The organism is Pseudomonas sp. Pseu.R1 (assembly GCF_045764065.1).
Taxonomy (GTDB): Bacteria; Pseudomonadota; Gammaproteobacteria; order Pseudomonadales; family Pseudomonadaceae; genus Aquipseudomonas.
Window position 1 is genome coordinate 2,413,060 of record NZ_JBJGEE020000001.1, and the last position, 25,074, is coordinate 2,438,133.

Consider the following 25,074-nt stretch of genomic DNA (forward strand, 5'->3'; position numbering starts at 1 on the left):
GGGCACTTTTTGTCGCGAATGTTCTTGTAACAGCTTGAAATATCTCATCGCCCGCATCAGGGCGTTTTGCCTTTACACAGAATGCAAATCTTTCGCATTATGTCGCAGCTTTTTTTGGCGTTCGCCACCGTTCCCCTCCCCCTTTCGACGCAGGATTCCGTCATGATTCGTAAGCCCCTGGCTACTGCCAGTCTGCTGGCCCTCGCTATCGCTCTGGCCGGTTGTGACCAAGGCAAGGACAAGCCCGCTGCCGCCGCACCAACGCCGGCCCCCGCCGCTTCCGCGCCAGCACCAGCCGCTGCCCCGGCCGCCGCGCCCGCCCAGACCAGCGATGCAGCCGCCAAGGCGGTGGTCGCCAACTACGCGAGCATGGTGTACGCCGCCTTCAGCGACGCCGAATCCACTGCGAAAGCCCTCAGCACCGCCGTCGACACATTCCTTGCAACGCCGAACGATCAAACCCTTAAAGCCGCTCGCGATGCCTGGCTCGCCGCTCGCGTGCCGTACATGCAGACCGAAGTCTTCCGCTTCGGCAACACCATCATCGATGACTGGGAAGGTCAGGTGAACGCCTGGCCACTGGACGAAGGCCTGATCGACTACGTCGCCAAGGACTATCAACACGCGCTGGGCAACCCGGGCGCCACCGCCAACATCATCGCCAACAAATCGATCCAGGTCGGCGAAGACAAGGTCGACGTCACCGAAATCACGCCGCAGAAACTCGCCAGCCTGAACGAGCTGGGCGGTTCAGAGGCCAACGTTGCCACCGGCTACCACGCCATTGAATTCCTGCTCTGGGGCCAGGACTTGCACGGCACCGGTCCCGGCGCGGGTGAACGCCCTGCCAGCGACTACATCGATGGCAAAGGCGGCACTGGCGGCCACAACGACCGTCGTCGCGCCTACCTGAAGGCTGCTACCGATCTGCTGGTCAGCGACCTCGAAGAGATGGTCAATAACTGGAAACCGGGCGTTGCCGACAACTACCGCGCCACCCTGGAAGCCGAACCGGCGGAAAGTGGCCTGCGCAAAATGCTGTTCGGCATGGGCAGCCTCTCACTGGGCGAACTGGCGGGCGAACGCATGAAGGTGGCACTGGAAGCCAACTCCAGCGAAGACGAACACGATTGCTTCAGCGACAACACTCACAACTCGCACTTCTACAACGGCCTGGGCATCCGCAACGTCTACCTGGGCGAATACACCCGTGTAGATGGCAGCAAGGTCAGCGGCCCGAGCCTGTCGTCGCTGGTGGCCAAGGCCGACGCGGCAACCGACACTACCCTGCGCACCGATCTGGATGACACCCAGGCCAAGCTGCAAGTCATCGTTGATCACGCCAATAAAGGCGAGCACTTCGACCAGTTGATTGCCGCAGGCAACACGGCAGGCAACCAAGTCGTTCGCGACGCCATCGCGGCACTGGTCAAGCAGACAGGCGCCATCGAGCAGGCGGCAGGCAAGCTGGGCATCACCGACCTGAACCCGGACAACGCCGATCACGAGTTCTGATCGGCGCGTTCGGTAAAGCACCAGAAAAAGGCCGACCCATTCGTGGGTCGGCCTTCTTTTTTGGGCCTCTGAAACCCCTCAAATGCCCCGCAAAACAGGTCCCTCCCAGAGACCGATCCGTAAGTTCTGTAGGGCATTTCCTGTTCTCACTCTGTCGGATTGAACGCCTTTTACTCGCCCTTGATCATGGTCACTTCCTTGACCCCATCCCATCCAGGAGGAGACAGACCGTGCCGAAAGGAAACAAGAAAAGGCGTCGCGTCAACACACTCAAAGCCAACGATTACGGAATCCACCTGTTGGTCGGAATCAACGGGCCGCGAGCATGGAAAGTGACGATCTACCGCGACGGCCGAACCCTCAACCGCCTGTTCTCATTCTCTCGATACGGAGGGCGCGAGGCCGCAAGAAGAGCCGCTGATGCATGTCGTGACGAACTGATGCTGACCCACCTGCCCAAACTCAGCCGAGACATCCGCCAACGCATCATTGCAACCAACACCAGCGGCTATCCGGGCGTGCACTACCGCTGCTACACCGGAATCGCCTACTGGGTAGCCCGCACGACGTTACGCAACGGCAGCAGCGTGACCAAATCCTTCCGCGTCGAATATTACGGCTATGAGCGGGCGAAAGAGCTGGCCATCCGGGAGAGAGAGCGTCAGCTCGACAGCATCGGCGAGTATCGCTGTTTCAAGGTGGTCGAGGGCGAGCGTCGCCTCATGCAACTCATGGTGGAGAATCCATCACTGGAAATTACCGGATTCGGAAACCTCGAAACCGCGATACCGGGCGCTGGGTAATTAGTTACAACACGTTTCGAGAGGCGCTTACAAACGCAAATCCCTCTTATTAGGCCAACACGGGGCTGGTAAGCTTGCCCGCCCCGATTCCCCCCTTTTTTGCAGGTATGTATGACTGCGAGGTTCCGTCTTTCGCTGTTCCTGCTGATGGCTTCGGCCCTCGGCGGGTGTGATGACGCCCCGCGTTTCACCGCTGCCGAGCCTGGCGAAGCCCAATCCGGTGGTGCTGCCACCGTGAGCCGCAGCGATCGCAACGCCTTCGCCCTGCCCTCGGGCAACCTGTCGCCCGAACGACGCCTGGACTTCAGCGTCGGCAACAGCTTCTTTCGCAACCCTTGGGTGATCGCCCCTTCGACGACCACCGCACGAGACGGCCTCGGCCCTCTGTTCAATACCAACGCCTGCCAGAATTGCCACATCCGGGACGGTCGCGGGCATCCACCCGAACCTGGTGCGGACAACGCCGTGTCGATGCTGGTACGCCTGTCGATTCCCGATGACCCCGCGCGCACCGAACGCCTGACACGATGGGGCCTGACGCCAGAACCGGTGTACGGCATGCAACTGCAGGACATGGCGGTTCCCGGCGTGCCTCCCGAAGGCAAGGTGCGCGTCGACTACGACTCACTGACGGTGCACTTTCGCGATGGCACGCCGGTTCAACTGCGCCGCCCGACCCTGCAGATCACCCAGCTCGGCTATGGCGCAATGCACCCGCAAACCCGCGCTTCGGCCCGAATCGCCCCGCCGATGATTGGTCTGGGTCTGCTCGAAGCGATCCCCGAGGCGTCAATTCTGGCCAACGCCAACCCCGATAATAAAAACGGCACCGGCATCACCGGCACCCCAAATTGGGTCTGGGATGAAGCGCAGCAGAAAACCGTGCTCGGTCGCTTCGGCTGGAAAGCATCGCAACCCAGCGTGAATCAACAGAACGCTCATGCGCTCGCCGGAGACATGGGCCTGACTTCACGCCTCAAACTCGCTGACGACTGCACGGTGTTTCAGACGGATTGCCTAGAGGCGCCTCACGGCGGCGGCCCCAATGGCGAGCCGGAAGTCAGCGACAACATCCTTCGGCTGATCACCTTTTACACCCGTAACCTTGGGGTTCCAGCCCGTCGTGATGTCGGCGACCCACAGGTGCTGCAAGGTAAAAACCTGTTCTTCAGGGCCGGTTGCCAGCAGTGCCACACACCACAGTTCACAACAACTGCCGACGCTGCCGAGCCGGAGCTGGCCAATCAAGTCATCCGCCCTTATACCGACCTGTTGCTGCACGACATGGGTGAAGGCCTGGCGGACAACCTCAGCGAATTCCAGGCCCGCGGCCAGCAGTGGCGAACGCCCCCCTTGTGGGGCATTGGGTTGACCCAAAGCGTCAGCGGCCATACGCAATTCCTGCACGACGGGCGTGCGCGCAATCTGATGGAAGCCGTGTTGTGGCATGGCGGCGAGGCATTGCCTGCGCAGCGGCAGGTGTTGGCGTTCGACGCGGGGCAGCGGGCAGCGTTGCTGGCGTTTCTGAATTCTCTTTAATCGTACTTTTACAAAAAGGAGCCGGACATGTTCCGTCCCAAGCTGTTGTTCACCAGCCTCGCTGCGCTTGCGCTGGGTGCCTGTGCGCCATCGGACCCGCAGGCCGTGACGTCTGCGGCCATCGCCAAGCAGGTGATCCTGCCGACATACAGCCGCTGGGTTGACGCCGACCGGCAACTGGCGGTCAGCGCGCTGGCGTTTTGTCAGGGCAAGACCGATCTGGACACCGCCCGCGCCGATTTCCTTCATGCGCAAAAGGCCTGGGCCCAATTGCAGCCATTGCTGATTGGCCCGCTGGCCGAGGGCAATCGCTCCTGGCAGATCCAGTTCTGGCCGGACAAGAAGAACCTCGTCGGGCGTCAGGTCGAACAACTGGTCACCGCGCAGCCGCACATCACGGCAGAAGCACTGGCCAAGTCCAGCGTCGTGGTGCAGGGGCTGTCGGCTTATGAATACATCCTGTTCGACGCTGAAATCGACATGGCCAACGCCGAACAGAAAGCCCAGTACTGCCCGCTGCTGACCGCCATCGGCGAACGTCAGAAGACTCTGGCCGAGGAAATCCTCAACAGTTGGAACAGCACCGACGGCATGCTCGCCCAGCTGAGCAAATTCCCGAACCAGCGCTACGCCGATTCTCACGAAGCCATCGCCGAATTGCTGCGCGTGCAAGTGACCGCCCTCGACACCCTGAAGAAGAAACTCGGCACGCCGCTGGGCCGTCAATCCAAAGGCGTACCGCAGCCGTTCCAGGCCGATGCCTGGCGCAGCAAGGCCTCGTTGAGCAGTCTGCAAGCCAGCCTGGACAGCGCTGAAACGGTGTGGTCGGGTGTGGACAACAACGGCCTGCGCGGCCTGTTGCCCGCTGAGCAGAAACCGTTGGCCGACAAGATCGACGCCGCTTACGCTGAAAGCCGCAAACAACTGGCCGCGTTGAAGCCGCCGCTGGTCGAACTGCTGGCCACCGAACAGGGTCGCCAACAATTGAACGCGTTCTACGACAGCCTCAACGTCGTCCACCGCCTGCATGAAGGCGAACTGGCCAAGGCGTTGGGCATCCAGCTCGGTTTCAATGCCAACGATGGTGACTGATATGTTGCGACGTCAGGCCCTTGCCCTTGGCAGTCTGGTCCTCAGCGCGTGCACGCTGGGGGGCTGGACGCTGTTCAGGAAAAAAGGTGAAAGCCCGTTGCTGCTGTCCGCCCGCGATGACGGCAACGGCCAGCACTATGCCGTCGGCTATCGCGTGGACGGCACTCAAGTGTTCGCCACGCAGGTCGCCCAGCGTTGCCACGACATCATCAATCACCCGGAACTGCCGATTGCGTTGTTCGTCGCCCGGCGCCCTGGAACGGAAAGCTACCTGATCGACCTGCGCGATGGGCACTTGCTGCAAACCATCACCTCGCAACCGAACCGGCATTTCTACGGCCACGCCGTCATCCACAAAGGCGGCGAATGGCTGTACGCCACCGAGAACGACACCACTGATCCGGGGCGTGGCGTGTTGGGCGTTTACCGGTTCGTTGGTGAGCGTCTGGAGCACAACGGCGAAATCTCCACCCACGGCATCGGCCCGCATCAGGTCTCCTGGCTGCCGGACGGCGAAACCCTGGTGGTGGCCAATGGCGGCATTCGCACCGAAGCGGAAAGCCGGGTCGAGATGAACCTCAACGCGATGGAGCCGAGCCTGGTGCTGATGCAGCGTGACGGCACCCTGCTGAGCAAGGAAACCCTGTCACAGCAGATGAACAGCGTGCGCCACATGGCGATCGCCAGCGACGGCACCATCGTCGCCGGGCAGCAGTTCATGGGGCCATCTCATGAGTCTGCCGAGCTGTTGGCGATCAAACGTCCGGGGCAACCGTTTCAGGCATTTCCGGTGGCCGAGCAGCAGTTACAGGCCATGGCCCATTACACCGCCAGCGTGGCGATTCATAACGAATTGCGGCTGGTGGCATTAACAGCGCCGCGTGGTAATCGTTTCTTCATTTGGGACCTGGACAGCGGCGCCGTGCGCCTCGATGCACCGTTGCCGGATTGTGCCGGGGTCGGCGCGGTGGCGGATGGCTTCGTGGTGACTTCAGGCCAGGGTCGTTGCCGGTTTTATGATTGCCGCCAGAGTGCATTGGTGGCACAGCCGTTGGAGCTGCCTGCGGGGTTGTGGGACAACCATTTGCATTTGGTTTAACCCCTATCCCCCTGTAGGAGTGAGCCCACGAAAACCGCAACGAGCACTGGCAACAAACCCGCGACGCGACTACCGTGCTCGCCTGATTCATCTGTTTTCCAAGGAAGTGGAATATGTTGCGTCGCCGCATGTTGATCATGTTGGGAGTTGTCCTGATCGTGGTGCTGGCCCTGGGCGGGTACAAGGCATTCTCGATTTATCAGCAAATCCAGCAGTTCTCTGCCCCAAAACCGCCAATCAATGTCGCGGTGGCTGTCGTTGAATCCCGAGCCTGGCAAAACCGCCTGCCTGCCATTGGCAGCCTCAAGGCATTGCAAGGCGTGAACCTGAGTCTGGAGGTCGCCGGGACAGTCAAAGCGCTTCAGTTCGAATCAGGGCAAAAGGTCAAAGTCGGCCAGCCACTTCTGCAACTCGACAGCGATGTGGAAAAAGGCCTGCTGGGCACCGCCGAGGCGGATCTGGGTCTGGCGCAGGTCGACTACGCACGGGGCAGCAAGCTGGTGGGCGACGCGGCCATTTCCAAAGGCGAGTTCGACAAACTGGCCGCCACGCAGAAAAAGGCCGCAGCCACCGTCGCGCAACTCAACGCCTCACTGGCCAAGAAGCGCATCCTCGCGCCTTTCAGCGGCACCATTGGCATTCGCCAGGTGGATGTGGGCGACTACCTCGCCAGCGGCACAGTCATCGCCACGTTGCAGGATTTGAGCAGCCTCTACGCCGACTTCTATGTGCCCGAGCAGATGCTGCCGAAACTGAGCATCGGCCAGCAGGTTCAGGTCAGCGTCGCGGCCTTCCCCGATGAAAGCTTCAACGCCAGCATCAGTGCAATCAACCCCAAGGTCGAAGACGCCACGCGTAACGTGCTGGTACGCGCAACCCTGCCCAACCCGGACAGCAAACTGCTGCCGGGCATGTTCGCCAACTTGCAGGTCATTCTGGGGCAGGACACCCAAGAGCTGGTCGTCCCCGAAAGCACCATCACCTACACCCTTTACGGCAATTCGGTGTTCGTCATCACCCCGAAAAAAGACGCCAATGGCCAGCCTGAAAAGAACGCCAAAGGTGAGCCGCTGCTGGCCGTGGAGCGCCGTTTCGTCGAAACCGGCGAGCGCCGTGGCGGGCAGGTGATCATCCGCAAAGGCTTGAAAGTGGGCGAACAAGTGGTGACCGGTGGCCAGTTGAAGCTGGACAACGGCACCCCTGTCGCCATCAGTGCCGATTCGGCAGCCCCCGTCGAACAGAGCGACCAGCCCAAGGTTGACTGACCCTGGCGACTGTTCGAAGGAGCTTTTTTCATGGCATTTACAGACCCGTTCATCCGACGCCCTGTGCTCGCCAGCGTGATCAGCCTGTTGATCGTGCTGCTGGGTTTTCAGGCTTTCAGCAAACTGACCATCCGCCAGTACCCGCAGATGGAAAACGCGCTGATCACCGTCACCACGGCTTACCCCGGCGCCAATGCCGAAACCATTCAGGGCTACATCACGCAACCGTTACAGCAAAGTCTGGCCAGCGCCGAAGGCATCGACTACATGACCTCGGTCAGTCGCCAGAACTTCTCGGTGATCTCGATCTACGCGCGCATCGGTTCCAACAGCGACCGCCTTTACACCGAACTGTTGGCCAAAGCCAACGAGGTGAAGAACAAGTTGCCTCAGGACGCCGAAGACCCGGTGCTGAGCAAAGAAGCGGCTGACGCCTCGGCGCTGATGTACATCAGTTTCTACAGCTCGGAGCTGAACAACCCCCAGATCACCGACTACCTGTCGCGGGTCATCCAGCCCAAGCTCGCTACGCTGCCGGGCATGGCCGAAGCCGAAATCCTTGGCAATCAGGTGTTCGCCATGCGTCTGTGGCTGGACCCAGTGAAACTGGCAGGCTTTGGCCTGACCGCCAACGACGTCACTGACGCCGTGCGCAAGTACAACTTCCTTTCGGCGGCAGGCGAGGTGAAAGGCGAATACGTGGTCACCAGCGTCAACGCCACCACCGATCTCAAATCCCCGGAAACCTTCGCCGCGATCCCGTTGAAGACGGTGGGCAACAGCCGCGTGCTGCTCGGCGATGTGGCGCGGGTCGAGATGGGTGCGGAAAACTACGACACCGTCAGTTCGTTCGATGGCACGCCGTCGGTCTACATCGGCATCAAGGGCACGCCCAGTTCCAACCCGTTGGACGTGATCAAGGAAGTGCGGCGGATCATGCCGGAACTGGAAAGCCAGTTGCCGCCCAGCCTGAAAGCCTCCATCGCTTACGACGCCACGCTGTTCATTCAGGCATCGATCCATGAGGTGGTGAAAACCCTGATCGAAGCGGTGCTGATCGTGATCGTCGTGGTGTTCCTGTTTCTGGGCGCACTGCGTTCGGTGCTGATCCCGGTGATCACCATTCCGCTGTCAATGATCGGGGTGTTGTTCTTCATGCAAATGATGGGCTACTCGATCAACCTGCTGACACTGTTGGCGATGGTGCTCGCGATTGGCCTTGTCGTCGACGATGCCATCGTGGTGGTGGAGAACATTCATCGCCACATCGAGGAAGGCAAAACGCCGTTGAATGCAGCATTGGAAGGCGCGCGGGAAATCGCCATGCCGGTGGTCTCGATGACCATCACGTTGGCGGCCGTTTATGCGCCCATCGGTTTTCTTGAAGGCCTGACCGGCGCCCTGTTCAAGGAGTTCGCGCTGACGCTGGCCGGTGCGGTGGTGATTTCCGGGATCGTCGCCCTGACGCTGTCACCGATGATGTGCGCCATGCTGCTGCACCACGATGGAAACCCCAGCGGGCTGGCCCACAAGCTCGATCAGATTTTCGACGGCCTGAAAGTGCGCTATCAGCGGCTGTTGCACGGCACGCTGAACACCCGCCCGGTGGTTATCGTGTTCGCTGTGCTGGTGCTGTGCCTGATTCCAGTGTTCCTCAAGTTCAGTCAGTCGCAACTGGCGCCGGACGAGGATCAGGGCATCATTTTCATGATGGCCACGTCGCCGCAGCCGACCAACCTCGATTACATGAACAAGTACACCCAGCAGTTCATCGACATCTTCAAGGCGTTCCCGGAGTATTACTCATCGTTCCAGATCAACGGTTTCAATGGTGTACAGACCGGCGTGGGCGGTTTCCTGCTCAAACCGTGGGATGAACGCAAACGCACGCAGATGCAATTGTTGCCCGAAGTGCAGGCCAAGCTGGAACAGATCACCGGGCTGCAGATTTTCGGTTTCAACCTGCCTTCATTACCGGGCACGGGCGAGGGCCTGCCCTTCCAGTTCGTGATCAACACCCCTAACGACTATGCGGCGCTACTGGAGGTGGTCAACCGCATCAAGAAACGTGCGACCGAATCCGGCAAGTTCGCGTTTCTCGACCTCGATCTGGCGTTCGACAAACCAGAAGTGGTGGTCGACATCGATCGCGCCAAGGCCGCACAAATGGGCGTGTCGATGCAGGACCTGGGCGGCAGCCTTGCCACGTTGCTCGGTGAGGCGGAGATCAACCGGTTCACCATCGATGGCCGCAGTTATAAAGTCATCGCGCAGGTGGAGCGGGCCTATCGCGACAACCCGCAGTGGCTGTCCAACTATTACGTGAAAAACGCCGAAGGCAAGATGCTGCCACTGTCGACGCTGATCAAGGTCAGCGATCGGGCTCGTCCACGTCAGTTGAACCAGTTCCAGCAGCTCAACTCGGCGGTTATTTCCGGGTTCCCGCTGGTGAGCATGGGTGAGGCCATCGAAACGGTTCGGCAGATCGCTATCGAAGAAGCGCCCGCCGGGTTCGCCTACGACTATGCGGGGACCTCCCGCCAGTTCGTTCAGGAGGGCAATGCACTGTGGGTCACCTTTGGCCTGGCGCTGGCGATTATCTTTCTGGTGCTCGCGGCGCAGTTCGAAAGCTTCCGCGATCCGCTGGTGATTCTGGTGACCGTGCCGTTGTCGATCTGCGGCGCACTGATTCCTCTGTTCCTTGGGGTGTCGACGCTGAACATCTACACCCAGGTCGGGCTGGTGACGTTGATCGGGTTGATCAGCAAGCACGGGATTCTGATCGTTGAATTCGCCAACCAGTTGCGCAAGGACAAAGGACTGACCGCCCGTGAGGCGGTGGAAGAAGCAGCAGCGATTCGCCTGCGGCCGGTGTTGATGACCACGGCGGCGATGGTGTTCGGCATGGTGCCGTTGATCCTGGCGACAGGCGCGGGGGCTGTGAGCCGGTTCGATATCGGACTGGTGATCGCGGTGGGGATGTCGGTGGGGACGTTGTTTACGCTGATTGTGTTGCCGTGTGTTTATACGGTGTTGGCGGGGAGGGATAAGAGGTTAGCGTGAGGTGGCCACATTGTTGCTCTGTCGGGCCTATTCGCCAGCAAGCTGGCGAATAGGCCCGACAGGGCAACAGAGTGAGATTCCAGAGCCAACCACTCTCAAAAACCCAACAAACCTCAGTTCTGCCCCCTCGTCCCCTGCGCCAACCCAAACATCAACAACAGCAAATCATGATCCGGACGTACGGGCGATTCAGCCTTCGCCACACGCGGGAGGGCGCATTGGCCCTCGCCGTGGACTGCGCTCAGGATCTTCGGTTTGGGGGTTTCCCACGCCGCCATGGCTATGGATGCGATGCCTAACGCTCCAACCAGAAACAAACCTCGAGCGACTTCTAACTTCATCGATCTAAACCTTTGATGGGGCTGCCAAACGCCGTTTCGTAAAAATAGACGAGCTTGCTCCAGTCCGCCGACGCAAACGACGAGTGGCGACGCAGTTGTTTCATGTCGTGCTGGGCCGCGCCATAAGCGGTCAGGCGCTGGCGGCATTTCTCCAGGTCCAGAAGCGCCACTTCAGGCTTGGCGTTTGCGCCTTCACCGACCACGCGGACGAAAACGTGCTTGATGTAGATGCAACTGTGCTGCCAGCGCCCCTTGTGCATGCGCGCCAGGTTCTCGGCCAGTTCCTTGAGCACTTGCTCGTAAACGGCCTCGCCATATTGCTCACGACCACCGGCCTTGAGCCAGTTTTCAAATTCGTCGAAACCGTCCAGCGACGCGGTGACCAACAGCGCGCGCCACTCGTTGTTTTCATCGCGCTCAGCACCACAGAACACCATGCGCGGTACGTTGACGTTGAGCTGACGCAGGCCTTCGAGGGCATCGCGCTCACGCAAGACCGTCGGGCGGCCGAATGGATGCAGCCAACTGCGGTAGATGTGACCGACCTGCCGCTTCACGTACAGCAAGCGGCCATTCTCCGACACGACGCGTTGCACGCCACTTTCACCACCACGGCGCACGTTGGGCTCTTCCACCCACTCGCCTTTGGTGTTCCAGAAATAGGCAAAACGGTCCTTGGCGGGAAGGGTCAACTCTGCTGCGAAATCCACGGCCATCCTGTTACCTCTTACGTAATAGATACACACGCCACATGGCGTACAACGGCAGGAAGTCCAGACGATCCTGGATGCGAAATCCTGCCTGTTCGAATTCGGCTTCTACTGTGTTCACCGGTAACACGAAGCGGTTCTGGTAACCCTCTTGATGACGGTTACGCTCGGCGCGCTTGCGTTTCCAGGCTTTGAAATTGCCATCCACCCAGAGCGAAATGATCACGCTGTCGCGAGTGACCCGATGAAACTCCCTGAGCAACACGGCTCTGTCCTCGGCCTTGCCGACGTGGTGCAACAGGCGCATGCAAAAGATGCTGTCCACTGCATTGTCTGGCATGTCGATGGCGAATGCAGAGGTCTGCAAGGGTTGTACCCGTTTCACCACTTCAGCCGGTTGCGAATTGCAAGCGGTCTTGACCATGGAGGCCGAGTTATCGGCGCCGATGATGACCCGGTTGGCCTTTTCCGCCAGCAATGGCCAGAAACGCCCGGCCCCACACGGCAAGTCCAGCACCAGACCAGGTTCGCCTGCCAACGCCAGTGCGCGGCGGGCCAGCTGCTTGTCGCGATGGTCAGACAACCGCCGCGCCAATCCGTCCCTGTGTTTGCGTAAATATTTTTTTGCGTGTTCGTCGTCGTATTTGCGCGAGAAATCTAACTCAATCCGCTTGCTCATGGCCGCCTCTCCTGAAGGTGATACGGCCAAAAGTAGGTGGATTAACGTCATCCTCAGGTCACGTGAATGTGAAAAAAACGTCCCCTGACAAGCACAAATGTTACGAGGTTTTTCCAGAAGATAGGGCTAGCATATGGCCACAACCTGAATGATCGCAGCAATATTTACACTGCCGATACATTGAAAGGCCATTCACTGACAAGGCTGTCAGGCAGCGGCCTTTTTAAACTCGACAGTGAAACAGCACCCGTTGGGCTCCATGGTATCGAGGCTGACGGTCCACCCCTGGTTTTCGCAAATCCGCTGAACCAGCGAAAGTCCCAGCCCCAGTCCTTCGCCGCGCTTTTCATTGCCGCGCACAAAAGGTTGAAACATGGCCTCGCGCTTTTCTTCCGGGATACCGACACCCGAATCCTCAACCGTGAAGCCATTGGGCAGCAGCGTCAGGCGAATGAACCCGTGATCGGTGTAATGCAGTGCGTTGCGCAGCAGGTTACCCATCACGGCATACAGGAATGTAGCGTTGTAGGTGCCTTGAGACGCGTTGTCCGGGAAGTAATCCAGACGCAGCCCCTTGGTTTCGATCGGATCACGCCAGAGCGTCAGCAACTGTTGCGCGGCCCCTTGCAGAGACAACTGCGGATTCAATCCGGCATCGTCGCGTTGTGTGCGGGCCAGCATCAGGAAGGTCTGCACCAAGTCGCGCATTTCCTCGCAGGCGCGCCCTACTCGCTCGACTTGCGCACGGGCGCGCTGATCGAGTGCGGGATTTTCCAGCAACAATTCACAAGAGCTGGCCAGCACCATCAACGGCGTGCGCAATTCGTGGCTCACGTCGCTGGTGAACATCCGCTCGCGGGTCAGCGCATCGCGCAGGCGTCCCAACGTGGCATCGAACGCGACGGCCAGTTCGCCCACTTCATCTGCCGCGTAGTCCGGTGCCAGCGGTGGCGCCAGCCCCAGCAATTGGTCGCGATGACGCACTTGTCGCGCCAGCCGCACCACAGGCGCCATGACCCGACGAGCGAGAATCCAGCCCAGGACCACGGCCAACGCCAGCGCCAGTACGAAACCGACAAGCACGACCGCAAAGAGCACACGCTCGCGCTCCTCGAAATCGCTTTGGTCTTGCAACAGCACGTAATGGCGGCCATCGACCACCTCAACCATCGCGTGATAGGACAGCGGCCCACGAAATACTTCGTGAAAACCAGGCTCCAGATGACGCAGGTCTTTGGGTAGCTCGAAATCTCCCGGACCGCCGCTGAAATAAAACAACTGATCCGGCTCGGGGCGATGACTCCAGTCTTCAACGCTGTCCATCAGCAGCAGACGGGTCAAATCCCCCCCCAGCCCCGCAGAAATCAGCTTTTCTTCGACCAGATGGACGGTCGCCACGATGCCCATCGCGAACGAACCGGCCACCAGCGCACTCATCAAGGCAAACGCGATGATGATGCGCTGGGCAAGGCTCTGCTTAAACTCCATCGCGGCCCTCAGCCAAGCGATAGCCGACACCATGTACCGTTTGCAGCAGCGGTTTGGCGAACGGCTTGTCGATCACCTGACGCAACTGGTGCACATGGCTACGCAGGCTGTCGCTGTCCGGGCAATCGTCGCCCCACAGCGCCTCTTCGAGAATTTCCCGACGCAAGACGTGAGGGCTTTTCTGCATCAGGACCGCCAGCAACTTGAGGCCGACCGGGTTGAGCTTGAGCATGCGCCCCTCGCGGGTCACTTCCAGCGTGTCGAGGTCGTAGACCAGGTCGGCGACTTGCAGCGTGCGACGCCCGCCGCCTTGCGCACGACGCAGCACCGCTTCGATACGCGCCGCCAGTTCCGACAACGCGAAGGGTTTGAGCAGATAGTCGTCCGCACCGGAGCGGAAGCCCTGCAAACGGTCATCAAGCTGGTCACGAGCGGTCAGCATGATCACTGGCGTGTCGCGACGGGCGTCCTCGCGCAGGCGTTTGCACAGCGTGTAACCGTCGATGCCCGGCAGCATGATGTCGAGCACGATCAGGTCGTAATGCTCGGTTGCGGCCAGGTGCAGGCCGGACAAGCCATCTTGCGCGCAATCGACGGTATACCCCTTCAACCCCAGGTAGTCAGCCAGGTTTGCCAGGATGTCGCGGTTGTCTTCAACCAGCAGAATTCTCATGGGCGCATGTCTCCGTATGCAGTTGTCGCGATGACCCGGCCGCGTCGGAACGCGCACTCAACGAGGTCAGAGTTGGCGGCAGCTTACGGCCAACTTCGCCCGAGGGCCAGCGCCGAGGCACATAACGTTTTTTTCACCCGTGATTCACAGCGACGCGACAGCCTGCAGCTCAGACTGCCGAATGCTAACGAGGGGCTCCTCGCCATCACACGGAATCCAACATGTCTGAAGTTCTCGAACGGCCCGCTTCGCGCCCGATCAACCTGTGGGTGTATCTGGGCATCCCGGTGGTGACCGCCATCGCCCTGTTGTTGCTGGAACTGACCTCGCTGGACATGAACCTCGCCCAAATGGCCTACGATCCGGCCGCAGGGGAGTTCATCGGCAAACACAGTTACTTTCTGGAAAACATCCTGCACGACCGCGCCAAACAGGTGGTCATCACCTTGGGCGTGTTGTCGCTCGCAGGATTTGTTGCATCGTTTTTCGTGGGGCCACTAAAGCCTTGGAAACGGGAGTTGGGTTGCATGGTGCTGTCGATGGCGCTGTCGACCAGCTTCGTCACACCGGTCAAGGCTGTGACGTCCGTTCAATGCCCGTGGAGCCTTACGCAGTTTGGTGGCGAGGAAACCTACAGCGAACTGCTGAGTCCTCGTCCACCGACCGACAAACCGGGCCGCTGCTGGCCGGGTGGGCATGCGGCGACGGGTTTTACCCTGTTCGCCCTGTTCTTCGTGTTCAGAGACCGCAAACCACGTCTGGCCAAGGCGGGGCTGATCTTTGCGTTTGGCTTGGGAACGGTGTTCTCTGTAGGCCGCATGCTGCAAGGCGCGCACTTCTTTTCGCACAACGTGTGGACGGCGGTGTTTTGCTGGTTGATTTGTCTGGGGGCGTATTACGCGGTGTTGTATAGACCGGTGGGGAAATCAGACAAGGCTTTGGCGGGTGAGGCGGTCTCTGGGTAGTTGGCGTTAGATCGCAACTCTGATGCAACCCCCGCCAAGGCATCCGAGTAAGAACCCCAAGCCAGACATCCATAAAAAAACCCCGCCGAAGCGGGGTTTTTTGTGCATCCGGGTAAGGCCGACTTACATCATGCCGCCCATGCCACCCATGCCGCCCATGTCTGGCATACCGCCGCCAGCTGCTGGCTTGTCTTCTGCCACGTCAGCGATCATCGCTTCGGTGGTGATCATCAGACTGGCAATCGAGGACGCCGCCTGCAGAGCAGAGCGAGTCACTTTGGCCGGGTCCAGAATACCCATTTCGATCATGTCGCCGTATTCGCCGGTTGCAGCGTTGTAACCGAAGTTACCCGAACCCTGCTTGACCTTGTCGACCACGACGCTTGGCTCGTCGCCGGAGTTGGCAACGATCTGGCGCAGAGGCGCTTCAACCGCACGACGCAGCAGGGCGATACCGACGTTCTGATCGGCGTTGTCGCCTTTCAGCTCAGCGATGGCTTGCAGCGAGCGAACCAGCGCTACACCACCGCCAGGCACCACGCCTTCTTCGACGGCTGCGCGGGTTGCGTGCAGGGCGTCTTCAACGCGGGCTTTCTTCTCTTTCATTTCGACTTCGGAACCGGCGCCGACTTTGATCACCGCAACGCCGCCGGACAGCTTGGCCAGACGCTCTTGCAGCTTCTCTTTGTCGTAGTCGGACGAGGTGTCGCCGATTTGCTGACGGATCTGAGCGATACGACCATCGATGTCAGCCTTGTTGCCAGCGCCGTCGATGATGGTGGTATTTTCTTTGTTCAGCACAACGCGCTTGGCGTTACCCAGGTGCTCCAGGGTGGTGCTTTCCAGGCTCAGACCGATTTCTTCGGAGATCACGGTACCGCCGGTCAGAACAGCAATGTCCTGCAGCATGGCCTTGCGACGGTCGCCGAAGCCTGGTGCCTTGACGGCAGCGACTTTGACGATGCCACGCATGTTGTTCACAACCAGGGTCGCCAGCGCTTCGCCTTCGACGTCTTCAGCGATGATCAGCAGAGGGCGGCCAGCTTTGGCAACGGCTTCCAGGACTGGCAGCATTTCGCGGATGTTGGAGATCTTCTTGTCGACCAGCAGCAGCAGCGGGCTGTCCAGCTCGGCCACCATGGTGTCCGGCTTGTTGATGAAGTACGGGGACAGGTAGCCACGGTCGAACTGCATGCCTTCAACGACCGACAGCTCGTTTTCCAGACCCGAACCTTCTTCAACGGTGATCACACCGTCTTTGGTCACTTTTTCCATGGCTTCGGCAATGATGTCGCCGATGGAATTGTCGGAGTTGGCCGAGATGGTGCCGACCTGAGCGATGGCTTTGGTGTCGGTGCAAGGCTTGGACAGGGATTTGAGCTGAGCAACGATGGCCACGGTGGCCTTGTCGATGCCGCGCTTGAGGTCCATTGGGTTCATGCCGGCAGCGACGGCTTTCAGGCCTTCGTTGACGATGGCTTGAGCCAGAACGGTTGCAGTGGTGGTACCGTCACCGGCGTCGTCGTTGGCACGGGAGGCAACGTCTTTGACCAGCTGCGCGCCCATGTTTTCGAAACGGTCTTTCAACTCGATTTCTTTGGCTACCGATACACCGTCTTTGGTGATCAGAGGAGCGCCGAAGCTTTTTTCGATGATGACGTTACGGCCTTTCGGGCCCAGAGTTGCTTTTACAGCGTCGGCCAGGACGTTTACGCCAGTCAGCATTTTCTTACGGCCGGCGTCGCCGAATTTAACTTCTTTAGCAGCCATGATCGTTATTCCTTAAATACTTAGTAGTAGCGGGAAATGCGGTTTATCGACTCAGCCTTCAACGACGGCGAGGATTTCGTTCTCGCTCATCACCAGCAGGTCTTCGCCGTCTACTTTCACAGTGTTGCTGCCGGAGTAAGGGCCGAACACCACTTTGTCACCCACTTTTACGGCCAGCGCACGTACTTCACCGTTGTCCAGGATGCGACCAGCGCCGACGGCGATGACTTCGCCACGGTTTGGTTTCTCGGCAGCCGAACCTGGCAGCACGATACCGCCAGCAGTCTTGGTTTCTTCTTCGCTGCGACGGATTACGACGCGGTCATGCAGAGGACGAAGCTTCATTGTCGATCTCCTAATTATGGTTTTTGAACGTCCGGCGTTGGCACCGAGCGGCTAAAACGTTCCGGACTTGCCGGGTGCGGCTCGCGAGCGAACCGCGGAATACGGTCTGGCGAAATGCGCCAGAAACCTTACGGTGACCCATACATAGGGGCGGGCAAGATGATTACAAGGCTGGGCGAAGAAAAAATTTTCAACGGGCACATGCCGTTGAAACGAAAACGGCACCCGAAGGTGCCGCGCGAATCGCAGGCAGGATTCACTTTTTGTCGACAGGCTCGTATTCGCCTTCGATCACTTCACCTTCGATCACCTCGGGCTGGCGAGCGCCCGTACGGCCAGCGCCCGGATGCATGGAACCAGCACGCAGATCATCGGCGAAAGCTCGCTGACGATTGGCCGACGCTTCGGCGCGCTGACGCACCTTGTTGGCCAGCAAGCGACGAGTGAACGGCATCAAACAGATCAACCCCAACACGTCACTGATGAAACCAGGTAACACCAGCAAGCCGCCGCCGACCGTCATCATCAGCCCATCCATCATCTGCTGCGCGGGCAACTCGCCCCGCGCCAGGCTCTCGCGAGCGCTCATGGCCGTCGCGAGGCCTGCGACACGCATGACGAAGAACCCGAGCATGGACCCGGCGACCACCAGTAGGAAGGTCGGCAGAAAGCCGATCGACATCCCGACTTTCACCAGTACGAACAGCTCAAGCACCGGAAAAAGCAAAAAAAGCAGTAAAAAAGCGCGCATCAAATAGTTTCCTCTACGGAAGTAAGGCTTCCAGTAGACACTAGGTGAAGTCGCAAAGTCGTTAATTCAAGCTTCGGTCGGTTCAGCGGTCGGCCATTTTTCCGCGTGAGCCAGCTGCACCAAGGCTTGGCGGACTTGTGTCGGCGTATTACAAGACTCCGCAAACGCCAGCCAATACAGACTTTGGCCGATGCGCAAGTGCATGCCTTCGCTGTCGATACCCACCAATACTGCCGGTTCGGTCTGGGGCAGCCCGGACAACTCGACGTAATGCGCGATGGCCTTGGTGTGATCCTCGTTCATGTGCTCGACCATGCTCGTTTCGGCAGCTCCGGCGAACGGGTTGGCCAGCGCGACGTCGTCAAGCCAGTGAATCGCGCCAAAACCGCCGATGTAGCGATAGCGCACCGGCACCAACACCCAGAAATCGAAATCGTGGGCGCTGTGATAGCTCTTGGAGTCCGGGAAATAGCGGTAGTAGCGCTGGGCGGCAGCTTCGATCGCAGCCTGGTCGGTGACCTTCTGCGCCTCGGCCATCACCGTTACGCGACCGACGGCCTGAACATCTTCTGCCTCACGCTCACCCACCAGCATCGAACACTTGGGGTCACGCTGCAGGTTGTGGGTGTGCTGGGCGATGCGGCTGATCAGGATCAGTGGACGGCCCTGATCGTCAAGGCAGTACGGCACCACCGAGCCAAACGGGAAACCGGGCATCGACTTGGAATGCGTCGACAGCACGCCGCGATATTCCTTGAGCAATAACTCTCGGGCTTGCCGGTTGGCTTTGGCGCTCATGATGAGGCTCCTGAACAGATGAAAACGACGAGTGGGACAGCGCTCAGCGGCTGAGGCCCACACGATAATCGTTATCGCTCAGGGGTGCCAGATTGGAGGCACGTGACGATTTTGCGGGAAATTTGCGTAAAAATTTCAGAGAAGGCCAGCCTTGCGCAATACCTGTGGGAGCCGGCTCCCACAGGTTAAGCGGCGACTACCAACAGCGTGGGGCCGCTATGTCTAGATACAGGGCTTACCACGCCACACCAAACCCTGCGGTATAACGGGTCTTGTTCAAATCACCATCGTCAGAGCCGCTGATGATGTCTTTCTCGGCCTTGACGTTGAGCGAGGCCCATTCAGTGACCTTGTAGCGCAGGCCCACTTCCGTATCGAGGCTGTAATCCGCCACACCGCTGATCGGTTTGCCCACTTCGCCGTTGGTGAAGAATTCGACCTTCTTGCCAATCAGGTAACGGTTGTAATCCCACGTACCTGAAACGGAGTAAAAGTTGTCTTTCGAGCCATTGGAATATTCAAAGTCCGTCCGGTTGACCAACGCGCCGATCTTGAATGCGCCCAACTCGTCATCCCAAAGCTGATAACCCGGTCCCGTACCGACTGTGCGCTGGCGGCGCAAATCTTCGATACCGTCATGCTTGTAGGTGATCCGACCGTCCCAGAAGAACTTGTCGGTGATGAAGCGGTCGAGGGAATACTCGGCACTCCAGTTGTTGGTGGTGGTCGTGTCGTCCTGCGTCTCGCGGTTGAATTCGCCCTTGGCGTTATGGCGCCAGCGGCCATGGGTCGCAGAGGTTTTGAAGGCCAGGTTGTAGTCGTCGGTGTCGGTGTCTGCCCGCTGGAAGTCCAGCGCCGCGTCGATGTTGCCCTTCCAGACAAGATCGGTGACGACCGGCTTGGGCTTCATGATTTGCTGAATGCTCGCCAGATCCACGGTCTTCGGCGCATCGCCGTTGGCCAGGGTGACCTTGCCGTCATCCGCTGCCTTCAACGATTTGGAAATCTCGCCGGTGTAAGCGTCCTGTTTGACCAGCAGGTGCTGATCACTCTCCAGCGTCTTGACTTCTTTCCAGTCCAGCGGAATATCGCCTGCATACTTGGTATTGAGCAGCAACTTTCCGCCGTCGAAGACCTTGATGGTCCCCGTCAGTTTGTCGCCGTTCTTCAACCAGACGGTATCGGCAAGCAAAGGAGTGGAGGCGCTGGTAATGGCAAGGCACAACAGGGTTCTGGACAACATAAGCGAAAACAAGGCTCTGGCTGGCGGGTAAATCGGGCATTATCCCTCGGGACAACATCGAGGCAATCCGTGGACCGCCGACACAGGAATCACTGACCGTAGGAAATTTCCTCAGTTCCCTATCGAATTTTCCTGCTGCCTCTTTGAACAGGAACGAACGCGTGACCGAACAGACTTCATTGATGGATGACCCCAGCGGTCAATCTCCCGCAGAGGCACGGCGCACGGCGCTTTACCTGACAATGCATCAAATTCCCGTAGGCAAAGTCGTCAGCTATGGCCAATTGGCCGAGTTGGCCGGTTTAGGACGAGCGGCACGTTTCGTCGGGCGCACCTTGAGCCAGTTACCGGACGGCAGCAGCCTGCCCTGGCATCGCGTCATCGGCGCAGGCGGACGCTTGAGTCTGGTCGCCGGAACGGTTTCCGGAGAAGAGCAGCGCGCTCGATTGCGCGCCGAAGGGGTGACCATCCGTAACAATCGTGTGGATATGGAGCGTCATGGCTGGCGCCCGACAGAGCACAACGGTTAGAGTGCGCGCTTTGTTTACGTAATCTGAGGCAGATTTCAGCCCATGCCCCGCAAAACCTGGCGCGCCGCGCTCGCCGCTTATGCCAGCCCATCGACGTTCGTGCTGCTGCTCCTCGGATTCGCTGCGGGCATGCCTTATATGCTCGTGTTTTCCACGCTGTCGGTCTGGCTCCGGGAAGCGGGTGTCGCCCGCGAGACCATCGGTTACGCCAGCCTGATCGGCCTGGCCTACGCCTTCAAATGGGTCTGGTCCCCTCTTCTCGACCAATGGCGCCTGCCGCTGCTGGGCAAACTGGGGCGCCGTCGCTCCTGGCTGGTGCTCTCGCAGACGCTGGTGACCCTCGGTCTGATCGGCATGGGTTTCTGTGACCCCCAGCAGCACTTGTCGTGGTTGATCGCGATCGCGGTGGTCGTGGCCTTCTCGTCTGCGACCCAAGATATCGCCATCGACGCCTACCGCCTTGAAATCGCCTCGGACAGTCAGCAAGCCACCCTCGCCGCCAGCTACATGGCAGGCTACCGCGTTGCAGCCCTGCTGGCCACCGCAGGCGCGCTGTACTTCGCCGAAGGCTTCGGCTCCTCCGGCTTCGCGTATAAGCACTCGGCCTGGACCGGCACTTACGTCATCTTCGGCTTGTTGATGGTCCCGGCGCTGATCACCACGCTGGTGATGCGCGAACCGCCCGTCGCCTTGCGCACCCAGCTCTCGGCGGCGCGTTATGGCTTCGCACACCAGTTGGCCTCAGTGTTTGTGCTGATCATTCTGCTGGTGTCCGTGCCTGCGATGTTCACCCAGCTCTACAACACCGATTTCGCCAGCGTGCTGTTCAAGGATGCGACCTGGAAAAGCCTTCTGATGGAAGACCGCGCCTTCCTGCGCGCGATCCTCTACACGCTGCTTACCGCGGCCTGTCTGTCTTCCATGGGACGACGCGGTCTGGCGCCAGTGCTGACCCCCATCAATGACTTCATCCTGCGCTACCGATGGCAGGCCTTTCTGCTGCTGGGGCTGATCGCGACCTATCGCATGTCCGACACAGTCATGGGCGTGATGGCCAACGTGTTCTACATCGATCAGGGCTTCACCAAGGACCAGATCGCCAGCGTCAGCAAGATCTTCGGGCTGGTGATGACGCTGCTCGGCGCCGCCTTCGGTGGCCTGGCCATCGTGCGTTTCGGCATCCTGCCGATCCTGTTCATCGGCGGCGCGACCTCCGCGGCGACCAACCTGCTGTTCCTGATGCTGGCCGACATGGGGCCGAACCTGAAGATGCTGATCCTGACGATCTCGCTGGACAACTTCAGCTCGGGTCTGGCGACGTCGGCGTTCGTGGCGTACCTGTCGAGCCTGACCAACCTCAAATTCTCGGCGACCCAATACGCCCTGCTCAGCTCGATCATGCTCCTGTTACCACGCCTGATCGGCGGGTATTCGGGGGTCATGGTCGAGAAGATGGGCTACCACAACTTCTTCCTGGCCACGGCCCTGATGGGCGTGCCTACCCTGTTCATGATTGCGTTGCATTGGGGGCAGGAGTTGCGCAAGGAGAAGCCGGTGGAAGAAGAGAAGCCGGTGGAGACGCCCGCCAGCGACAGGCCGTAAATCGAATGGCTGCCGCAAAACCTATGGGAGCCGGCTTGCTGGCGAAAGCGGTGGGTCAAGTCACAGATACATTCACTGTCACGACACATTCGCCACCAAGGCGGCTCCCACAATGATTGCGAATCCGTGGCTTCCAGGTGCAGCAGCGCCTGAAACGTGACAACAAAAAGCCCCGATCTCTCACGAGTCGGGGCTTTTGCGTTGCAGGGCAGACGAATTAACGCTGAGTCGTCGCTTCCTGCTGCTCCTGCACCACACGAATCACGCGCTGCGGGAACGGGATGTCGATGTTCTCGGCACGCAGGCGATCGCGGGCTTCAGCGTTGAGCATGAACATCACGTCCCAGTAATCCGACGTCTTGGTCCACAAACGCAGCGACACGGTGATCGAGCTGTCGCCCAGCGTCGACACCACTGCCACTGGCGCAGGCTCGGCCAGTACACGCGGGTCCTTGGCCAGTTCCAGCAGGACTTCGCGAGCCTTCTGCAGATCGGCGTCGTAGTCCACACCCACGTCGAACACCACTTTACGGGTCGGCTGGCGGTTGGTGTTGGTGATAATGCCGTTGGACAGATTGCCATTCGGCAGGATCACGGTCTTGTTATCGCCAGTGCGCAGGATGGTGTGGAAAATCTGAATGCTGTCCACAGTCCCCGCCACGCCCTGCGCTTCGATCCAGTCACCGATGCGAAACGGACGAAACAGCAGAATCAGCACCCCACCGGCAAAGTTGGCCAGACTGCCTTGCAGCGCCAGACCAATGGCCAGGCCCGCAGCACCAATGGCGGCCACGAACGAGGTGGTTTCGACACCGATCATCGATGCAACGCTGACGATCAGCAAAATCTTCAGAATGATGTTGGCCAGGCTGCCGATGAAGCCTTGCAGCGCCAGATCCACATGACGATAAGCCAACAGCGCGCTGACTTTGGCGGTCAGTTTGTTGATCAGCCACCAGCCGATGAGCAATACGACAAGCGCCAGCAGCACGCGGCTGCCGTACTGCATGACCATGGGAATCCAGGCTTGGGAAGCCTTGACCAGATGATCCACCTGGCCGTTCAAATCCAGATCCATTGAGTGCTCCTTGTGGTCGCGAAACGAAAGACTGAAGCGATGCGCCTCTCAGGGTGCACCGCTTCAAGATGACCTGCACTCCGACGTGCACAAACCCGGCAGGTTCCCGCGTCGGGGCAAATCGAGGAGACGATCAGTCGCGGAAGTTGTTGAACTGCAGCGGCATGCCGAATTCGTGACCGCGCAGGGCGGCGATGGCTTCTTGCAGGTCGTCACGTTTCTTGCCGGTCACACGAACCTGTTCGCCCTGAATGGCGGCCTGAACCTTGAGCTTGGCTTCCTTGATGTGAGCGACGATCTTCTTCGCCAGTTCCTTGTCGATGCCTTCCTTGAGGGTGGCTTCCTGCTTCATCACCTTGCCGGAGGCGTAGGCGTCCTTCACTTCCAGACACTGCACGTCGATCTTGCGTTTGATCAGCGCCATTTTCAGGATCTCGATCATCGCCTCAAGCTGGAATTCCGCTTCGGCGGTCAGGTTGACGGTCAGTTCCTTTTCCTTGAACTCGAAGCTGCCTTTGCCTTTGAGATCGTAGCGGCGGTCCAGCTCTTTGATCGCGTTGTCGACGGCATTCGTGACTTCGTGTTTATCCAGTTCAGACACTACGTCGAACGAGGGCATGTAGATTCTCCAATTGATACGGCGCGGCTCAATGCACAACGAGCGCGCCTGACTTGACGGGATGAAAACCCGGTCATTATAACGAGACTTTTCCTCTGTTCATCGCGACCCCTCCCGGTATGGCGCAATTCCCCGTGAAATCCTCTGTGTGGCACATCCTCGGCGCTGGCAGTCTGGGCAGTCTGTGGGCGACCCGACTGGCCCGTGCCGGTTTACCTGTGCGCTTGCTACTGCGTGATCAAACACGCTTGGACACTTACACCGCCAAAGGCGGCCTGACGCTGAGCGAGCAAGGCCAGCGACACGTTTTTCAAATATCCGCGCAAACCCTCGACGACCCCGAGCCCATCCATCGCCTCCTGGTGGCCTGCAAGGCCTATGACGCTGAGCGGGCGGTAGCGAGCATCGCTTCACGGCTGGCGACTGGTGCGCAGGTTCTATTGCTGCAAAATGGTCTGGGCAGCCAGCAAGCGGTCGTCGAATCCATTTCTCAGGCTCACTGCGTGTTTGTGTCCAGCACCGAAGGGGCCTTTCGCGATGACGATTTCAGCGTGGTGTTTGCCGGGCAGGGTTTCAACTGGCTGGGTGACGGCCAGCAGAAGGCGCCATCTGAACTGCTCACCGCTCTCGAACAGGCGGGCATTCCCCACGAATGGACGCCGGATATCCTCGACCGCCTGTGGCGCAAACTGGCCCTGAACTGCGCGGTCAATCCGCTGACCGTGCTGCATGGGTGCCGTAACGGCGAATTGCGCGCGCATGCCGACGAGGTCGCGGCACTGTGTGATGAGCTGGTCGCCGTCCTGACCGGCTGTGGGCAAGCTGCCGCCGCAGAAGGGCTGCACGCTGAAGTGAGCCGGGTCATCGAGGCCACGGCGGCCAATTACTCGTCGATGTATCAGGATGTGGCGCAGGGGCGACGTACGGAAATCAGCTATTTGCTGGGGTATGTGTGCGACGCTGCGGAACTTCACAATGTTGATGCGCCGTTATTGCATGATTTGCGTCAACAGTTGGTGTCGCACCTGACTGTCAAAGGTCTACCTAACGATTGAGTTCTTTGTGGGAGCGGCAATATCCCCCACAGATGCCTCCAGACTTTACAT

General features: G+C 59.5%; 23 protein-coding genes. 11 read left to right on the plus strand and 12 right to left on the minus strand.

Annotated elements, in window-relative coordinates:
• Positions 1-162 precede the first annotated feature (162 nt).
• The 7 genes from ACI5GA_RS11085 (at position 163) to ACI5GA_RS11115 (ending at position 10,376) form a co-directional block, all read left to right on the plus strand.
• Positions 163-1,515, plus strand: coding sequence for an imelysin family protein (locus tag ACI5GA_RS11085; RefSeq protein WP_404635825.1), 1,353 nt, complete (start codon positions 163-165; stop codon positions 1,513-1,515).
• Between the two features lie 230 nt (positions 1,516-1,745).
• Positions 1,746-2,318: an AP2/ERF family transcription factor gene (locus tag ACI5GA_RS11090; protein WP_404635823.1), complete on the plus strand. Its 573-nt coding sequence runs from the start codon at positions 1,746-1,748 to the stop codon at positions 2,316-2,318.
• Positions 2,319-2,429: 111 nt separating this feature from the next.
• Positions 2,430-3,857 carry a di-heme oxidoredictase family protein gene (locus tag ACI5GA_RS11095; protein ID WP_404635821.1) on the plus strand — a complete coding sequence of 476 codons (1,428 nt, stop codon included), beginning with the start codon at positions 2,430-2,432 and terminating at the stop codon, positions 3,855-3,857.
• A 27-nt stretch (positions 3,858-3,884) separates the two neighbouring features.
• Positions 3,885-4,949 (plus strand): imelysin family protein, encoded by a 1,065-nt coding sequence (locus ACI5GA_RS11100; RefSeq protein ID WP_421422790.1) that lies wholly within the window; start codon positions 3,885-3,887, stop codon positions 4,947-4,949.
• A 1-nt stretch (position 4,950) separates the two neighbouring features.
• A complete protein-coding gene (locus ACI5GA_RS11105) occupies positions 4,951-6,048 on the plus strand; it encodes a DUF1513 domain-containing protein (RefSeq protein WP_421422791.1) in 1,098 nt (365 codons plus the stop codon).
• 113 nt (positions 6,049-6,161) lie between these two features.
• Complete coding sequence (locus ACI5GA_RS11110) at positions 6,162-7,313, plus strand: efflux RND transporter periplasmic adaptor subunit (protein ID WP_421422792.1); 1,152 nt, start codon at positions 6,162-6,164, stop codon at positions 7,311-7,313.
• A gap of 30 nt (positions 7,314-7,343) precedes the next feature.
• Entirely contained in the window at positions 7,344-10,376 is a 3,033-nt protein-coding gene (locus tag ACI5GA_RS11115; RefSeq protein ID WP_421422793.1) for a multidrug efflux RND transporter permease subunit, read from the plus strand.
• Between the two features lie 113 nt (positions 10,377-10,489).
• On the opposite strand, the gene ACI5GA_RS11120 is transcribed toward ACI5GA_RS11115, so the two are convergent.
• The 5 genes from ACI5GA_RS11120 to colR all read right to left on the minus strand — a co-directional run bounded on the left by ACI5GA_RS11120 (position 10,490) and on the right by colR (position 14,267).
• On the minus strand, positions 10,490-10,717 hold the full coding sequence (locus ACI5GA_RS11120; RefSeq protein WP_404635811.1) for a hypothetical protein: 228 nt from the start codon (positions 10,715-10,717) through the stop codon (positions 10,490-10,492).
• Positions 10,714-11,433: a lipopolysaccharide kinase InaA family protein gene (locus ACI5GA_RS11125; RefSeq protein ID WP_421422794.1), complete on the minus strand. Its 720-nt coding sequence runs from the start codon at positions 11,431-11,433 to the stop codon at positions 10,714-10,716. The genes ACI5GA_RS11120 and ACI5GA_RS11125 overlap by 4 nt, the downstream gene beginning before the upstream one ends.
• 4 nt (positions 11,434-11,437) lie before the next feature.
• Positions 11,438-12,106, minus strand: a complete 669-nt coding sequence (locus ACI5GA_RS11130; RefSeq protein ID WP_404635807.1) for a class I SAM-dependent methyltransferase — start codon at positions 12,104-12,106, stop codon at positions 11,438-11,440.
• Positions 12,107-12,313: 207 nt separating this feature from the next.
• On the minus strand, positions 12,314-13,594 hold the full coding sequence (locus ACI5GA_RS11135) for a sensor histidine kinase (protein WP_404635805.1): 1,281 nt from the start codon (positions 13,592-13,594) through the stop codon (positions 12,314-12,316).
• A complete protein-coding gene (colR, locus tag ACI5GA_RS11140) occupies positions 13,584-14,267 on the minus strand; it encodes a two-component system response regulator ColR (protein ID WP_108236939.1) in 684 nt (227 codons plus the stop codon). Before colR ends, ACI5GA_RS11135 begins: the two co-directional genes overlap by 11 nt.
• 221 nt (positions 14,268-14,488) lie before the next feature.
• On the opposite strand from colR, the gene ACI5GA_RS11145 reads away from it, so the two are divergent.
• A complete protein-coding gene (locus ACI5GA_RS11145) occupies positions 14,489-15,232 on the plus strand; it encodes a phosphatase PAP2 family protein (protein ID WP_404635803.1) in 744 nt (247 codons plus the stop codon).
• A 123-nt stretch (positions 15,233-15,355) separates the two neighbouring features.
• Here ACI5GA_RS11145 and groL read toward each other — a convergent pair whose 3' ends face one another.
• The 5 genes from groL to ACI5GA_RS11170 all read right to left on the minus strand — a co-directional run bounded on the left by groL (position 15,356) and on the right by ACI5GA_RS11170 (position 20,139).
• A complete protein-coding gene (groL, locus tag ACI5GA_RS11150; protein ID WP_404635801.1) occupies positions 15,356-17,002 on the minus strand; it encodes a chaperonin GroEL in 1,647 nt (548 codons plus the stop codon).
• Between the two features lie 51 nt (positions 17,003-17,053).
• On the minus strand, positions 17,054-17,347 hold the full coding sequence (locus ACI5GA_RS11155) for a co-chaperone GroES (RefSeq protein WP_274135953.1): 294 nt from the start codon (positions 17,345-17,347) through the stop codon (positions 17,054-17,056).
• 256 nt (positions 17,348-17,603) lie between these two features.
• Positions 17,604-18,098: an FxsA family protein gene (locus ACI5GA_RS11160; protein WP_404635799.1), complete on the minus strand. Its 495-nt coding sequence runs from the start codon at positions 18,096-18,098 to the stop codon at positions 17,604-17,606.
• Between the two features lie 66 nt (positions 18,099-18,164).
• Complete coding sequence (locus ACI5GA_RS11165; RefSeq protein WP_421422795.1) at positions 18,165-18,896, minus strand: HugZ family protein; 732 nt, start codon at positions 18,894-18,896, stop codon at positions 18,165-18,167.
• A 235-nt stretch (positions 18,897-19,131) separates the two neighbouring features.
• On the minus strand, positions 19,132-20,139 hold the full coding sequence (locus ACI5GA_RS11170; RefSeq protein ID WP_421422796.1) for a DUF481 domain-containing protein: 1,008 nt from the start codon (positions 20,137-20,139) through the stop codon (positions 19,132-19,134).
• A gap of 182 nt (positions 20,140-20,321) precedes the next feature.
• Between ACI5GA_RS11170 and ACI5GA_RS11175 the strand changes: the two genes are divergently transcribed.
• Together ACI5GA_RS11175 and ACI5GA_RS11180 are read left to right on the plus strand one after the other, a co-directional pair.
• Positions 20,322-20,669 (plus strand): MGMT family protein, encoded by a 348-nt coding sequence (locus tag ACI5GA_RS11175; RefSeq protein ID WP_404636256.1) that lies wholly within the window; start codon positions 20,322-20,324, stop codon positions 20,667-20,669.
• 42 nt (positions 20,670-20,711) lie between these two features.
• A complete protein-coding gene (locus ACI5GA_RS11180; protein ID WP_421422797.1) occupies positions 20,712-22,271 on the plus strand; it encodes an AmpG family muropeptide MFS transporter in 1,560 nt (519 codons plus the stop codon).
• A gap of 217 nt (positions 22,272-22,488) precedes the next feature.
• Here the strand turns inward: ACI5GA_RS11180 and ACI5GA_RS11185 are convergent, their stop codons facing one another.
• Both ACI5GA_RS11185 and ACI5GA_RS11190 read right to left on the minus strand, forming a co-directional pair.
• On the minus strand, positions 22,489-23,343 hold the full coding sequence (locus ACI5GA_RS11185) for a mechanosensitive ion channel family protein (RefSeq protein ID WP_404636255.1): 855 nt from the start codon (positions 23,341-23,343) through the stop codon (positions 22,489-22,491).
• Positions 23,344-23,482: 139 nt separating this feature from the next.
• Positions 23,483-23,968: a YajQ family cyclic di-GMP-binding protein gene (locus ACI5GA_RS11190; protein WP_404635791.1), complete on the minus strand. Its 486-nt coding sequence runs from the start codon at positions 23,966-23,968 to the stop codon at positions 23,483-23,485.
• Positions 23,969-24,087: 119 nt separating this feature from the next.
• Between ACI5GA_RS11190 and ACI5GA_RS11195 the strand changes: the two genes are divergently transcribed.
• Positions 24,088-25,023, plus strand: coding sequence for a putative 2-dehydropantoate 2-reductase (locus ACI5GA_RS11195; protein WP_421422798.1), 936 nt, complete (start codon positions 24,088-24,090; stop codon positions 25,021-25,023).
• The last annotated feature ends 51 nt before the right edge of the window (positions 25,024-25,074 follow it).